At 37.7% G+C, this 14,746-nt stretch carries 11 protein-coding genes, 5 pseudogenes and 1 other annotated feature; of the genes and pseudogenes, 11 read left to right on the forward strand and 5 right to left on the reverse strand.

From position 1 onward, the window contains the following. Positions 1 to 40: 40 nt before the first annotated feature. On the reverse strand, positions 41 to 1,186 hold the full coding sequence (locus tag H0S58_RS13835; RefSeq protein WP_227592246.1) for a hypothetical protein: 1,146 nt from the start codon (positions 1,184 to 1,186) through the stop codon (positions 41 to 43). 225 nt (positions 1,187 to 1,411) lie between these two features. On the opposite strand from H0S58_RS13835, the gene H0S58_RS13155 reads away from it, so the two are divergent. The 3 genes from H0S58_RS13155 (at position 1,412) to H0S58_RS13165 (ending at position 3,256) form a co-directional block, all read left to right on the forward strand. Further along, positions 1,412 to 1,636, forward strand: a complete 225-nt coding sequence (locus H0S58_RS13155) for an antitoxin (RefSeq protein WP_004668032.1) — start codon at positions 1,412 to 1,414, stop codon at positions 1,634 to 1,636. 358 nt (positions 1,637 to 1,994) lie between these two features. Continuing rightward, positions 1,995 to 2,582, forward strand: a complete 588-nt coding sequence (locus tag H0S58_RS13160) for a hypothetical protein (RefSeq protein WP_004668031.1) — start codon at positions 1,995 to 1,997, stop codon at positions 2,580 to 2,582. 125 nt (positions 2,583 to 2,707) lie between these two features. Continuing rightward, positions 2,708 to 3,256 (forward strand): macro domain-containing protein, encoded by a 549-nt coding sequence (locus H0S58_RS13165; protein WP_195727624.1) that lies wholly within the window; start codon positions 2,708 to 2,710, stop codon positions 3,254 to 3,256. A gap of 99 nt (positions 3,257 to 3,355) precedes the next feature. Here H0S58_RS13165 and H0S58_RS13840 read toward each other — a convergent pair. Further along, positions 3,356 to 3,478, reverse strand: a pseudogene (locus H0S58_RS13840) (helix-turn-helix domain-containing protein); the annotation flags it as partial. 91 nt (positions 3,479 to 3,569) lie between these two features. Here H0S58_RS13840 and H0S58_RS13175 point away from each other — a divergent pair. Both H0S58_RS13175 and gorA read left to right on the forward strand, forming a co-directional pair. Further along, positions 3,570 to 3,798: pseudogene (locus tag H0S58_RS13175) on the forward strand (VF530 family DNA-binding protein). A gap of 660 nt (positions 3,799 to 4,458) precedes the next feature. Then, positions 4,459 to 5,811, forward strand: coding sequence for a glutathione-disulfide reductase (gorA, locus tag H0S58_RS13180; RefSeq protein ID WP_195726729.1), 1,353 nt, complete (start codon positions 4,459 to 4,461; stop codon positions 5,809 to 5,811). Positions 5,812 to 6,196: 385 nt separating this feature from the next. Here gorA and H0S58_RS13185 read toward each other — a convergent pair. Beyond that, positions 6,197 to 6,979: pseudogene (locus H0S58_RS13185) on the reverse strand (MFS transporter); the annotation flags it as partial. A gap of 82 nt (positions 6,980 to 7,061) precedes the next feature. Here H0S58_RS13185 and H0S58_RS13190 point away from each other — a divergent pair. Continuing rightward, a pseudogene (locus tag H0S58_RS13190) lies at positions 7,062 to 8,295 on the forward strand (IS3 family transposase). Further along, positions 7,337 to 7,453: a sequence feature (AL1L pseudoknot), on the forward strand. It overlaps the preceding pseudogene by 117 nt. 43 nt (positions 8,296 to 8,338) lie before the next feature. Continuing rightward, positions 8,339 to 9,022: pseudogene (locus H0S58_RS13195) on the forward strand (3-carboxyethylcatechol 2,3-dioxygenase); the annotation flags it as partial. Positions 9,023 to 9,546: 524 nt separating this feature from the next. On the opposite strand, the gene H0S58_RS13200 reads toward H0S58_RS13195, so the two are convergent. Continuing rightward, positions 9,547 to 10,782: an MFS transporter gene (locus H0S58_RS13200; protein WP_053579082.1), complete on the reverse strand. Its 1,236-nt coding sequence runs from the start codon at positions 10,780 to 10,782 to the stop codon at positions 9,547 to 9,549. Between the two features lie 89 nt (positions 10,783 to 10,871). On the opposite strand from H0S58_RS13200, the gene H0S58_RS13995 reads away from it, so the two are divergent. The 4 genes from H0S58_RS13995 to H0S58_RS13215 all read left to right on the forward strand — a co-directional run bounded on the left by H0S58_RS13995 (position 10,872) and on the right by H0S58_RS13215 (position 14,140). Further along, complete coding sequence (locus H0S58_RS13995) at positions 10,872 to 11,330, forward strand: transposase family protein (protein WP_265088218.1); 459 nt, start codon at positions 10,872 to 10,874, stop codon at positions 11,328 to 11,330. Beyond that, positions 11,278 to 11,748: a transposase family protein gene (locus tag H0S58_RS14000; protein WP_265088219.1), complete on the forward strand. Its 471-nt coding sequence runs from the start codon at positions 11,278 to 11,280 to the stop codon at positions 11,746 to 11,748. The genes H0S58_RS13995 and H0S58_RS14000 overlap by 53 nt, the downstream gene beginning before the upstream one ends. Positions 11,749 to 11,811: 63 nt before the next feature. Beyond that, the gene (locus H0S58_RS13210) at positions 11,812 to 12,576 is read left to right on the forward strand and encodes an AraC family transcriptional regulator (protein ID WP_053579085.1); all 765 of its coding nucleotides are present in this window, start codon (positions 11,812 to 11,814) and stop codon (positions 12,574 to 12,576) included. Between the two features lie 211 nt (positions 12,577 to 12,787). Then, positions 12,788 to 14,140, forward strand: a complete 1,353-nt coding sequence (locus H0S58_RS13215) for a PQQ-dependent sugar dehydrogenase (protein ID WP_053579086.1) — start codon at positions 12,788 to 12,790, stop codon at positions 14,138 to 14,140. A 181-nt stretch (positions 14,141 to 14,321) separates the two neighbouring features. On the opposite strand, the gene H0S58_RS13220 is transcribed toward H0S58_RS13215, so the two are convergent. Next, positions 14,322 to 14,561 carry a DUF2171 domain-containing protein gene (locus H0S58_RS13220; RefSeq protein ID WP_053579087.1) on the reverse strand — a complete coding sequence of 80 codons (240 nt, stop codon included), beginning with the start codon at positions 14,559 to 14,561 and terminating at the stop codon, positions 14,322 to 14,324. Positions 14,562 to 14,746: the final 185 nt, after the last annotated feature.

Genomic DNA, 14,746 nt, shown 5'->3' on the forward strand with positions numbered 1-14,746 from the left:
CCACCGAAAGGTAAGTAATTTTTAATTACTCAAGACTTGCTCAGCCACTAGGTGGTTGAGCAAGTTTTTGTAAATCAGTCGGCCATTGGTTTAGTAAGGCATTAGAAATTTTATTTTTATAAAAATTAGAAAAAAACTCCCAAAACTCATAGTAAATCGCATGCATATAGGCGGTATCTTGAGGTCTAGACTCATAATCATTTTGGAAAAATCTATAGATAATCCACAGTAAGAATAAAGTGTTATTGGCCTTATACTCAGTTTCTATATTTAGCAAAATATTTATTGTTTCTCGGGTAGTCCTTTTGCAATTAGTAGTTTGAATATGATTACGATCAACTGTGTCTGAAAGTAGCCAATGGAAGTCTGTATAGCTAATAGGAAAGCCTTCATTGGCCTTTTTGATAAAGTTTTCTTTTTTATCAGTGTAATTCAATAAATAGTTTGAAAAGTTTAAACCATGGTAAGTAGAGGGCTTTTCATCATCTAGCTTTAAAGCAGCAAATGTTGCCATTAGAGTCAATAAGCTACGACTGGGATTAGTCCATATAGCCTTATGTTTACTAATTTTAGTAAACTTACCATCCTTCCACTGAAAGGTTTTTGGGTTCAGTTTTTTTTGGAAGAACCAGCCTAAACATATTGGTTCAATATCATTAAAAAGAGAACGGTGAGTCAATATATCTAAATGAGAAAGAAGGGAGTAAAGGCTTAAACCAAACATACTTTGTGAAAGAATCTCTGAATTATTATGGCTAATAGCTTCGTTCCAAAAATCGTCTAAAGTTTGATCTTGAATTTTTAAAAATCCAAAATTAGCCAAAAACATTTTCAATTTATTAAAGTTCTGCTGATTCAAATCATTATTAAGAGCATCAACTAATTGGATATGATCCCAAAATAAAGAAAATTCAATATCTCTAGGGAGACGGATTACTGTAAAAAAGTTACTAAAATTTGCATCTTTATTAAAAAAATTATCCAAGTCACTATTCAATAATTTGTAATTATTATTCAAAAACTTATCTATTGTTTTTAATACAAGATTCTTTTGATTTTGATTCAAGTCATTAAAATCGGTATTACCTAGATGTACCAGTTTTTTACTTTCATTTTTTATGAGAGCTGCCTGATGTTTATCTATATTAAGTAGGATCTGGTCTAGGAACCTTTGGGTCAGCGTCATTTAACGTCTCTAAATCTATTAGCTTATTTAATTTCGCTAAAATCAACATAATACACGTTATGCGTAATTTTTTTCATTAAAAATCAATTGTATAATTATATAACAAAAAGCCCAATTACACCAGATTGAGCTTTTTGTATGAATTATTGTTGTGGCATCAATAACTACTTGGACAGTAATGGCATGATATATACCAACGGTGCATATCATGCTGGGAGAATAAAAATGGAAATTACTAAAGTTTTTCAAGCAGGTCGAAGTCAGGCTGTTAGATTGCCCAAAGCATTTCGCTTTAATGGCAACGAAGTTGCTATTAAACATTTTGGTCGTGGTGTCTTGTTACTACCTATCGATAATCCCTGGGACATTATGTTCGAGGCAATTAACGAGTTTGAAGTAGGATTTCAACTGGAACGTGCTGATCAAGGTGAGCAATTGCGTGAGGACTGAATAGCTACCAGTTTTGTAGATATCTTTTAGTTAGTCCAATAATTATCAGAAATTAATAACTATTCAGCTCAGGCATGAGAACAGATCATCACTACAAAATATAAATTTATTTAAGATTGATAACCACATCATACACAGCATGAAGAACGGGGCTGCAGTGTCCACTACCTTATGAAAACAATCTGATTTCAAGTCAATATGTAATTTTTTGTAAAAAACCAGTACGGTCGAGCCTCTTCGAGCCGTTGATAGATTTATTTCTTGTTTTACCAATATAAGTTATTGATATTTATATATTTACTTGATTAAAACTATTCTTCTTGTTATCCTGTTTTTACTTTAAGAACAGGATATAAAAATGTCTGAACTAAATTCAGGTGATTTATTCTTTGAAGAATTACATGACCAAGCTAACCTCGTTCCTGAAACACAGCAAAACACAATTGATCATAAAATCGTAATTGATGAACATATTAAAAGAACAAGCTATGTGATCATTCAGCACTTAAGGAATGTTGTCTCTTTTCAAGATAAGGTAAAGATGCCCTGGGGATATCACTCCAGATTTATTGAGCGTTTGTTACATCCTGAAGATAAGCTGATTTATAAAGGAAAATCCCAGGCGCTATTCAATGACATGAACTTGGCTCGGAGAAAAGAACATATCGTTCCCATGAACTACTTAATGTATGAATTATGGAGGTTGATAGAAGAAGATAACCATACAGATCAGGAACTAAGTAGTCTTCTACAAAGTCATCTGGGGATCGCTTATATTACTCAAGATGAAGCTAAACGACTTGACGGGAAAGAAACAGGTCTAAAATGTGCCATGCCTACAGGATGGCATTTAGGAGTAGATGATCCATTAGATCGATTGAAAGCTATTGGAATTGTTTTATTTAATGATAATGGTCAGGAAGTAAAAACATTAATAAATGTATAAGTAATTGAAATTTTTTTAAATAATACTGTATTAAATGACCTAAACTGAAAAATAGATATGCTTCTATCTATATTAAAAAGGACATTTTTTAACCTTTAAAGATTCTGACCGTTAATACTATGAAAATGAAAAAAGTCAGCCTTTTGCATGGCGACATCACCACTCTACCGGTAGATGCTTTGGTTAATTCTGCCAATAAATCTCTGCTAGGTGGTGGTGGGCTTGACTATGTCATTCATAAAAAAGCAGGCGTTTTGATGAAAAATGCCTGTATCGAGCTTAACAAAGCAAAAGGTGGGTGCAAAACTGGTTCTGCAGAGGTGACTATTGCTGGCGATCTACCAGCAAAATTTGTCATTCATGCAGTAGGTCCTCGATGGTTAGACGAAACTAAGGATGAACCTCAATTGCTCTGCGATACCTATAGTAATGCACTACTTAGAGCTGAAAAAATCACAGCAAAAACCGTTTCTTTTCCAAACATTTCCACAGGAATTTATTCTTTTCCACCGCAACTTGCTGCTGAAATTGCGATAGGAACTGTTTTATCAACCTTGATGACATATAGAACAGTAGAACATGTTTTCTTCGTTTCTAAGGAAAGAGAACATTATGAAACGTACAGGAATATACTGCTGCAACTAGAAGATCCCCATATCGATATTTTGCTTTAAACAATCAAGGCAACTTTAGAGTTTTTACCGTATTCAATACTATCTGCTTTCATTTTAATTGGCTAATGACCAAAGCTCATTAACGCTAGTTCTAATAATTTAGTCTATGAATTTTAAATATCGGTAAACAGCCTGCCGGCTGATACCAAACGCTTTTGCCAGATCAGCTTTGGATGAATACTTCCCTTCTTTCCAGGCTTGTTGTAACGCTTTGGCCTGATCAGTGGACTGCCACCACTCTCCTAGACAAATTTCGTCTATTCTTGGACTGCCACCACTTTCCTTACCAAATAGATTGATCCAATATGAAAACATCAAAGACCCCTTACACGGCAAAAAGCTTGCTGATATTTTGGATGAGTTGCTAGATTACTATAGTGGCTTTGAAGGCTTGAATCGTAAAATTGAAATTAGATGCTTTTGGCATAGACCCAAGTTTTAAATCATCATTACGATTCTTGCGTACCACACCATAAGCACGTGAAAAAGTAGAAAGCTTATATTTGTACGTCTTACGCCAAAAGGCAAAACAGAAACCGTAGACCCAGGCACCCCCTCTCTCATCATAAAATTATACCAGTCAGTAAAATACCTTTAGATTAAGCATTTCTATGTTGGTTATTATTGTTGATTACCATATTGCAATTAGTGACCAAAAATCAAAGTACCCTACCCTACCTTAAATTACACCACACAAAATAAAAACCCTATATAACTGTTATATATAGGGTTTATTAAAATACAAATTATGTTATTTAGTGTATTTTATGTCGGTGACTCTTGCCAAGGTTGGGGTCGAGAGTTCGAGTCTCTTTTCCCGCTCCAAATTTAAAAAAGCTCCCATCTTTCGATGAGAGCTTTTTTCTTATTGTTTTTTTAAACACTTTTATCATTTGAATCCAAATTTTAAGTCATTCTATTATTTCTCATCTTAATATAATTTAGCGTTGTGACCAGAGTGTGACCAAAATCTGTCTATAGCTGATTTAAGATTATAAAAATAAATATCCAACTTATTAATTGTTAGAGAAAAGAGATCAATAAAATACTGTTAAAAAAGGAAATATATTCACGGACTAGATACAAAACAATGCAATGGCCTCAATTTAGTCGATGTTAAACTCTCTTTATCCCTATTTTGAGTGCTCAAAATCAAAGAGCCATTTTAAATAAAATAACTTAAAAAGATAACGAGGTCATAAATGTCTAAACACTATGATTATATTGCCATTGGTGGTGGTAGCGGTGGAATTGCATCAGTAAATCGTGCTGCATCTTATGGAAAAAAATGTGCCTTGATTGAAGTCGCGGATTTAGGAGGCACTTGCGTTAATGTCGGTTGCGTACCTAAAAAAGTCATGTGGTACTCCGCTCAAATTGCAGATGCGATTCAGAAATATGGCCCGAGTTATGGATTTAATACTGAACTTAAAAAATTTGATTGGGAAAAACTGGTAGAAAATAGACAAGCCTACATCAAAAGAATTCACGCATCGTATCAATCGGGTCTCAGTAAAAACAATGTGGATGTGATCCATGGTTTCGCAACATTCGTTGATGATAAAACCATTGAAGTTAATGGTGAAACCTATACAGCAAACCATATTTTGATTGCCACAGGAACTCAACCCTCTCGCCCAGATATTGAAGGGGCTGAATTCGGCATTGATTCAAATGGTTTCTTTGAGTTACAAGCCTTACCAAAACGTACGGCGATTATTGGTTCAGGTTATATTGCTGTTGAATTAGCAGGTGTTTTAAATTCTTTAGGTTCTGAAGTTCATCTCTGTATACGTAAAAACTTACCCTTACGCAGTCTAGATCAGTTTTTAAGTGAAACCTTATTAGACAGCATGCGCAACGATGACATTCAAGTTCACACCCAAGCAACGCCTGCTAAAGTCTCCAAACTTGAAGATGGTTCTCTCCTTTTACATCTAGAAGATGGTACACAGCATAGTATTGACTGCCTCATTTGGGCGGTTGGACGAAACCCCAATACCAAAGCACTGAAACTCGAAAATACCTCTATTCAATTAGATGACTCCAACTACATTCAAGTTGATCAGTTCCAAAACACATCCGCACCCCATATTTATGCAGTCGGCGATATTACGGGTAAAGTTGAATTAACACCTGTGGCTGTCGCTGCGGGTCGTAAACTCTCAGAACGTTTGTTTAATGGCAAATCTGGCGAATATTTAGATTATGACAATATACCCACGGTCGTTTTTAGCCATCCACCGATTGGCACGGTGGGTTTAACCGAGGAGCAGGCTGTTTCAAAATTTGGACAAGACCAGATTAAAATATATAGCTCATCTTTTACATCCATGTATACGGCAGTAACCGAGCATCGACAAGCTTCAAAAATGAAATTAATTTGCTCTGGAGCTGAAGAAAAAATAGTGGGTATACATGGTATTGGTTATGGGATGGATGAAATTTTACAAGGTTTTGCTGTCGCACTCAAAATGGGGGCCACCAAAAAAGATTTTGATGATACGGTGGCTATCCACCCGACTTCAGCCGAAGAATTCGTCACCATGCGTTAGTTTTTGAGTTAAAAAGAAAGCATAAAAATCCCGACATCCATCCTGTTGGGATTTTTATTTTGGGATCTATCAAAAGCGCTGACAGGATTTTATAAAATCAGGTTCTTATTTTCAAGTTAAAAATTCATTCAGAACCATCAGGACACAACGCACAAACAGCGCCTTTCAATCCAAAGTTTATCGGGTGCTCTCTAAAGCTAGGATAAGAGTGATTAGAAATAAAGATTGATCAATATTTTCAATATCACAATCTGATTTTGATTACGTTCGATTCAATTCACTACACAATAGAACAGGATTAAGTTGAGTCAACAAAACCCTTTCTCTGTATTTTTGATCAGTAAAGATCAATTCACCTTATCGTTCAGCCTATAAGATGATCACTTTATTTCAACGTAGATTTATAATGTGACAGTGTCGCAACGGCAATTGCTGAGATAATAACCGCAGGCAAACTTGCGACCAAAATTCCTGTAGTTCCCACGCCTAAAGCCAAGATTTTTCCTGTTAATAATGGCCCAGTCATTGCGCCTAACCGACCTAAGGAAATCGCACTGCCTACACCCGTGACTTTACCTGTACCTGAGTAGAAAATTGGTGAGATCCCGTACAGAATAGATTGTCCTCCTGTAGAAAAGATGCCACCCATCACGCCAGCTATAATTAACATCGGAATATACGTGGTGGTGAACAATAAACTTAACGCAATAAATAGACAACTATAAATAATTGCGGCCAATTGCCAAAGTTTTAAACGATCCAGTAAGTAGCCCAATCCTAAAGTACCAATGACTGCACCGACTTGAAAGACCAACATAACCATAAACGCTTGTTGTTTTTCTAAGCCTTGCTCCATCAATAAATTAGGTAACCAACTAATCAAAATATAGTTAATCATTAAGGTAAAGAAAAAACCCGTCCAAAGCGGCAAAGTCTTTTTATATTGTTGATCTTTAAACAATACCTGTGCCATGTTAGGCACAGTTTCTGTTGCTGTATGGTTCAAAGTCACTGCTTTCGGCTTATCTTTAAGAATAATGGCCATGAATGGAATTAATAACAACGGCGTTAATCCGCCAATTAAAAATAAAGTTTGCCATTTAATCTCGGGTAATAAGATGGCAAGACTGGTAACAAAAATTGCGCCTACAGGTAATCCGCAATACTGAACCGTACCAGGTTTGTCGGAGAGTCAATATTCTGAGATGAGAAGCATTGCTTCGCAAGACGTAGCGAAGCGTAGTGTCCCGATGACAAAATTAAAATATACCCCTGAAATCAGAGAAAGAGCGGTTCAATTACTAATTGAATCTGAAAAAGATTATCCATCGAATTGGGCTGCGATCACCGCTATTGCGCCTAAGATAGGTTGTACTCCTGAAACACTACGTTCCTGGCATCAGAAGTATTTGAATCAACAGAATCCAATCAAAGTACAGCAGCTTTCAGACCAAGAACGCATTAAACAACTTGAACGCGAAAATAAAGAACTGCAACGAGCCAATGAAATTCTACGCAAAGCAGCCGCTTTTTTCGCCCAGGCGGAGCTCGACCGCCCACACAAATAATGGTGGATTTTATCCATAATAATAAAGAGCTGTACGGAGTCGAGGCGATTTGTAGAATTTTACCGATCGCACCTTCAACCTATTACCGGACTTTAGATCTCGCGGACAATCCAGAACATCGAGCGAAACGAGATTTACATGACTTGCATCATGCTGAACAAATTAAACGAATTTGGAAGGAAAGTTCAGGTCGATATGGTGTACGTAAAGTTTGGCAAAAACTGAAACGTGAAGGCTATATTATTGCGCGCTGTACAGTTGCTCGATTGATGCAAAAACTAGGTATACAAGGTGTTTGGCGTGGTAAGAATAAACAAACCACCCGTAGCCGAGATGATCAAAAACGAGCAGATGACTTGGTGAAACGCAATTTTAGTGCTGATCGACCTGACCCTTGCGAAGCAGTGCTTCTCAGGTCAGTGACTTTACGTATATTCAAACAAATTCAGGCTGGGTCTATACCGCCTTTATTATTGATGTGTTCTCACGAGCCATTGTTGGATGGAAAGTATCTACACGAATGAATACAGATATGGTGCTCGATGCATTAGAGCAAGCATTGCATGATCGAGGCATGCCAAAGAACGTGATTCATCATAGTGACAGAGGCGTGCAATATCTTTCCATTCGTTATACCAATCGTTTAGAAGCAGCAAATTTACGAGCATCAGTCGGTACGACCGGTGATTCATACGATAATGCTTTGGCTGAAACGATGAATGGCTTATACAAAACAGAGGTGATTGAATATCTAAAAGCAGATTGGCAAGGTTTAGCGGATGTACAACTTGCGACATTAAATTGGGTAGATTGGTTCAACAAAAAGCGTGTACACAGTGCACTGGGTTATGTATCGCCTTTTGAGTTTGAAGCAATGTACTATGATAAGATTAACCCGTTAGGTCAGGTGGCCTAACTTAAATAAAAAAGTCTCCGACAAACCCGGTACGGTTCACTGTTTGGTTCGTAAAGTCCTTGATGAAGGTGTGGATGTCGCCTATTCCTACCGTATGCAGGCAGATCATGGTGTAACTCAACCCTTACATTTTCTATGTGATGGTAAACTTGATCCTTATCCCACCATTCCTATTTTTATTAATGGTGCAGCAGCACCCATGCCAACCACGAAAAGAACGATCGCACTTGGTCGTGCAGTTGGACAATTTATTCAATCATTAAATCTTGAAAATGAACGGGTATTAATTTTAGGAACAGGTGGACTTTCACATGATCCACCTACGCCTCAAATGGGTTCTGTTCCTGTTGAAGTTGAAGAGTTTTTAATTTGTGGTCGTAACCCAACATTCGAGTCACGCGCTGCTCGTCAGGCTAAAATTATTTCTGTAGGTCAACGCTTGGCAGCCGGTGATCAAAGCATTTCTATTCCACTTAATCCAGAATGGGATCTGGCCTTACTGGAAAAATTTAAAAATGCTGATTTTTCGGCACTTGAAGCGATGACCGAAGAGGATATTCGCCATGAAGGTGGACGCGGTGGTCAAGAAGTTCGTTCGTGGATGGCTGCATTTTCAGCATTCTCAGAACTCGGTGAATACGAGATGAAAGTACATTGTTATGAAGCAATCAGTGAGTGGATTGCTGGTTTTGGGATCGTATCTGCTGAACTCAAAACACAGTCTTAGAAATCGTTTGATGATCTGGGTTTTAACAACAAGCAAAAATAGGAATCATCTATTTTGAGTATAGTTAAGACCTTCATCATACTGACTGAATTTTAAAAAATACAGGCAAGCGCAGTAGAAGTTGCATAATTCAGTTTTGGCTTAATATATTAAGCCGCACCACCTCTAACTTATTTTAATCGCTTGCATTTATTTTCCACCCGAGTCCTCATTTTATATTTGAGTTTTTGAAATATTTACTTTTTATGTGGGTTGTTTAATTTTATTTTTGCCCTTCTCAAAATTTTAATCTTAAATGAAATGAGACAAAGCCTATTTTTGCTTCAACTCAAATCTAAGCTGAACATTCAACACCTTTAAATAGCTGATCAGGTTTTTGTTTAGTTCAGCACAAAATGCTCAGGTCATGTTTACAGAGAGTAAAAGTTTAACTTCTTTCCTAGCTCTCATTTAAAAAACCCTGATCTTCGAATCAGAGTTTTTATTATTGATTTTAAAATCTATTTTTTAGCAATTGATCCATCTCATGACACGCTATTTTTTACTTTATTTTGAGTATTGGGTAAAAATACAGTAAAAATTCCGAGTAAAGGTAAATAAGAACACAGTCCAAATACCCACTCTATGCCGTTTTTATCCGCTAAGTACCCTAAGCCTGCTGCAGCTATTCCGCTTACCCCAAACATTAAACCAAACATTAGACCCGCGACCATCCCTACACGGCCAGGCACTGCTTCTTGTGCATAAACCACCATTGCAGAAAATGCAGAAGACATGATTAAGCCCGACATAATGGCCAAAACACAAGTCCAGAACAAGTTTGCATACGGCATTAACATCGCGAACGGTGCCATGCCTAAAAATGAAATCCAAATAACCGCTTTGCGTCCTATACGATCCCCAATCGGGCCACCAAAAAATGTCCCAAATGCAACAGCGGCTAAAAAAGCAAATAAATATAATTGTGCGCTTTGAAGTGAAAGGTGAAATTTTTCAATTAAATAAAAAGTATAATAATTACTGATACTTGCAATGTAAGTAAACTTAGCCAACATCAAAATAGAAATAATACTGAGTGCGCGTACTAAGGTATTGCCGTGTAATTTAAAGCTTGTGCTGGATGACGTTTTACTGATTTGAGTTTTAGCATACTGGATGGTCCATTGACTGACTTTGAATAAAACCCAAATCGCAATTAAAGCAAATAAAATTAACCATGCTGCCGATGCTTGACCATTGGGAACAATAATAATGGCTGCCAATAAGGGGCCTATTGCCGACCCTGTATTGCCTCCCACTTGGAAAGTCGATTGTGCTGTACCAAACTTTCCTCCCGATGCCATTCGGGCAACTCGTGAGGCTTCGGGATGAAAAGTCGATGAGCCTACACCAATCAAAGAGGCTGCAACCAACAACATATAGAAACTACTCGAAAAGGCGAGCATCACAATACCCAGCAACGTCACCACCATGCCGAGTGGCAATAAATAGGGTTTAGGATATTTGTCGGTATATAAGCCAATCCAAGGTTGCAACAAAGAGGCAGTAATCTGATAAACCAATGAAATTAGACCAATTTGTGTGAAACTTAATGAAAAATTATCTTTTAACAGTGGATAAATCGCGGGCAATGCCGCTTGAATTAAATCATTCAGTAAATGTGCCAAAGCCACAGCAAAAATAATCTGCGGTATCATTTTCGGCACCCGATCAGGAACATTTATTTCAGGCTGTTTCTTTATCTGAGAAGAGGACTGCATGTAAGGCCTTATTGCTTTAAAACATTCATGGCACTTATTATAGATTGTCATATTTACATGTATATTAGACCTCTTTCATAAATCAAAAAATGATCTTCTTTTTGGTTGATATTTGCACTCCGGATTTCTTAGCATTCGTGCATAATCTGCGGATGAAATACATCGATTCAAACAAGCTTTCTGATCCTCAGTTCAAGCGATACACTGGCATCTCATGGTCAACCTTCTATTTAATGGTTGAGCAATTGAAGAAACTTGTTCCTACTAAAGGCAGACCGCCCAAGTTAAGCCTGGAAGACCAGATTCTGCTCTGTCTAAGCTATTGGCGGGAATACCGAACCTTATTTCACGTTGCAACGAGTTACGGGGTTTCAGAGCCCACAGCCTCAAGAATTGTCCGTCATGTTGAAGACTGCCTGATTCAGTCCAATCTTTTTAATTTACCCAAAGATTTACCCGAGGGCGAAGGCATAGACTGGAATGTTGTGATCGTGGATGCCACAGAAATCCCAATACAAAGGCCTAAAAAAACAGAAGAAAAGCTATAGCGGCAAGAAAAAGACCCATACCTTCAAAGTACAGGCCATGATTCACTACAAGACTCAGCAAATACTGAGTTTATGTACCAGTCGCGGTGCTGTACATGATTTCGAGCTATTTAAAAGAAACATAAAGCTGATTCCTTCAGAAGCCTTTGTTCTTGCAGATAAAGGCTATCAGGGTATTTATGCTCTGCATCCGAATAGTCTGTTACCTTTAAAAGCCAAAAGACGTTGTAAATTGGATCCTGAACTAAAAATCTATAATCAGGAAATCAATAAAAGAAGAATAGGAATTGAGCATGTATTTGGCAGGCTTAAAACCTTCAAAATCTTTGCTGAGCGTTATCGAAATAGAGGTAAAAGACTCGGTTTGAGATTCAATTTAATTGCTGGAATCTATAACTTGGAGCTGAGTAAAAAATGATTTATGAAAGAGGTCTATTCCAAAAATTATCGCATAAGTGACAATTTTACTCACGGACATAAGATGACTATTAATCCCAAAGCAATAAGTCCACTGATTATCTCAATGGGATCAAAGTACAATTATGGTAGTGTTATTGCGCCACATTCCCATAATCGTGCGCAATTATTGTATGCCTCTCAAGGCTCAATTCGTGTTCATACTGCAGACCATGTATGGCTTGTTCCAACCCAATGTGCCTTATGGATTCCAGCCTTTGTCGAACATAGTGTCATTTCATTAAGTGACGTGCGCTTAAGTACGGCTCTGGTTGAGCAAACGGCTGCACAAATATTAGGCACACAATGTTTTTTGCTGAGCATGACCAATCTTCTGCGAGAATTAGTGCTTAGACTAAATCAACTTGACCTCATACAACACCATGCAACGCCGTATGGCGAAGATTTACACAAAGCTTTACAACTGCTTATTTTTGAGGAAATTAAACAAGCTTCTACTTTTCCTGTAGACATTCCATGGCCTCGAGATAAACGCTTAGTTTTAATCTGTGAACAGTTAATCCATCATCCAAATCAGGTAAAAGACTTAAACACATGGTCCGATACCATTGGAACGAGTTCAAGAACCTTGATTCGATTATTTAGAAAAGAAACTGGATTGTCTTATCGCGGGTGGATTCAGCATATGCATATTGTTTTCGCCTTGAGCCAGTTAGCAGAAGGCGAAGCTGTTTCACGTATTGCCACATCATTAGGTTATGCCAGTCCAAGTGCTTTTAGCGCTATGTTTAAACGCCATTTGGGCTATTCTCCGCAAAATTTTAAATAGGCATTTAAACAACTTTTATTACTCACCTGTATGCTAATCTAGTGGTGTTGTACTCCACATATTCATACCTGTTCACACACTTGATTTTATACCGTCAAAAATATGTATTAAAAATTCTTTCAAAAACAATCCGATTAAACACTTATCAGTTTCAGCTATCTACAATCGCCCTACGTTTTAAAATAAGCATAAAAAGAAACAGGAGATAAAAATGTCTACTCGATTTTTACGGTGTATGGCAAGCTCTGCCCTCATATTGACTTTAACGGGATGTGCACAATCTTCTCAACATTCTATTTTAGACAGCTATGGCGCAAATCCCAATCTGCCTGAACCCAAAGCGAATTTATTTCCCACTGTTAATATCGCACCTGCCAAAGGTTGGCCTGAGGGAATGATGCCCACTGCTGCTGCGCATTTAAAAGTACAAGCATTTGCAGCAGATCTTCAACATCCACGCTGGCTATATGTATTGCCGAATGGGGATGTTTTGGTCGCCGAAACCGATGCACCACCAAAACCTGATGACACCAAAGGAATTAAAGGCAAAATCATGAAACTGGTGATGAATCGTGCAGGATCATCTCATCCCAGTGCCAATCGAATTAGTTTACTCCGTGATCGCAACGGAGATGGTATTGCTGAACAAAAGACCATATTTATAAATCATCTAAACTCACCATTTGGCATGAGCTTAGTGGGTAACATGCTGTACGTAGCGAACACCGATGCCCTGCTACGCTTTCCTTATGAACAGGATGCGACTCAAATTACCGCAAGCGGGACCAAAGTTTTGGATCTACCCAGTGGTCCATTAAACCATCACTGGACGAAGAATGTGATTGCGAATCCAACAGGAACTCAACTGTATATCACAGTAGGTTCAAACAGTAACGCGGCAGAAAATGGCCTAGACAAAGAAACGGGACGTGCACTCATTCTGCAATATGATATTGCGAGAGGTACAGCACAACCATTTGCAACTGGACTACGTAACCCCAACGGAATGGCTTGGCAAACTCAAAGCGGTGCATTGTGGACAGTCGTCAATGAGCGTGATGAAATCGGTAACGATTTAGTTCCCGATTATCTCACGTCAGTCAAAGAAGGCGCTTTTTATGGTTGGCCCTATAGTTATTATGGGCAACATGTAGACACTCGCGTAAAACCACAGTATCCCGAAAAAGTGGCAAGTGCAGTCAAGCCTGATTATGCTTTAGGCAACCATACTGCATCATTGGGCTTGGCATTTTATCATGCTAAATTAATGCCTCAATATCATGGTGGTGCGCTGATTGGTCAGCATGGTTCATGGAATCGGAAACCGCATAGTGGCTATAAAGTGATTTTCATTCCGTTTCAACATGGTCAACCCACTGGCCCACCGCAAGATGTCTTGACTGGCTTTTTAAGTGAGAATGGCAAGGCTTTGGGGCGACCTGTGGGCGTAGCTGTTGATATTTCAGGGGCTATTTTAGTGGCGGATGATGTAGGTAATAAGATTTGGCGTGTATCTCCTGTCGATTTAACGCCTCAAAATCCCCCATCATTAGTTAAACCCTAAAAAAGCATCGTTTAAAAACCAGAAGTTATGTACTTAAAATTTTGAGTTAAATTATAAAAAATGCCAGTTCATTCAACTGGCATTTTCAATGCAATATCAACTCTGTTTTAGTTCGAAGCGTTAAATTTAAACAGCAAGTCTGCTCAGGTTGATTGATCTAAGTGGGCTGATCCTAAAAGCATTACAAAGTTTTCCATTCATTTCGAACATCTTCTGAATTTTTATTCAAAATAACCTGTTCATCTTTGACTTCACTGACCCAACTTAATGGAATGACATGATGTTCATTATTTTCATCATCACTCCGAGTCAATTTAATTGCATCTTGTCCTTCTAAATGATCAACTTTTCCTACTTCTGTACCACATGAGGCAATGACTGAAGCATGTTCTTTAATATCCGTTGTATTAAAATGATTCATTCTAATGACCTATTAAATAGAAGAGAGAAACAACAGTTTATGCAATAGAAACTTCAAAATCTGTAAGGATTATGAGGCTTTAAGGTGTACTAAGTGAATCATGACGTATATAGAAAGTAGCGAATTGTATATTTTGATTAAGATTATTTTAAATTTAGAAAATCTTAATTCTGCTTATAGAATAT

Origin of the sequence: Acinetobacter sp. TTH0-4 (genome assembly GCF_015602665.1) — a bacterium.
Classification (GTDB): Bacteria; Pseudomonadota; Gammaproteobacteria; order Pseudomonadales; family Moraxellaceae; genus Acinetobacter; species Acinetobacter albensis.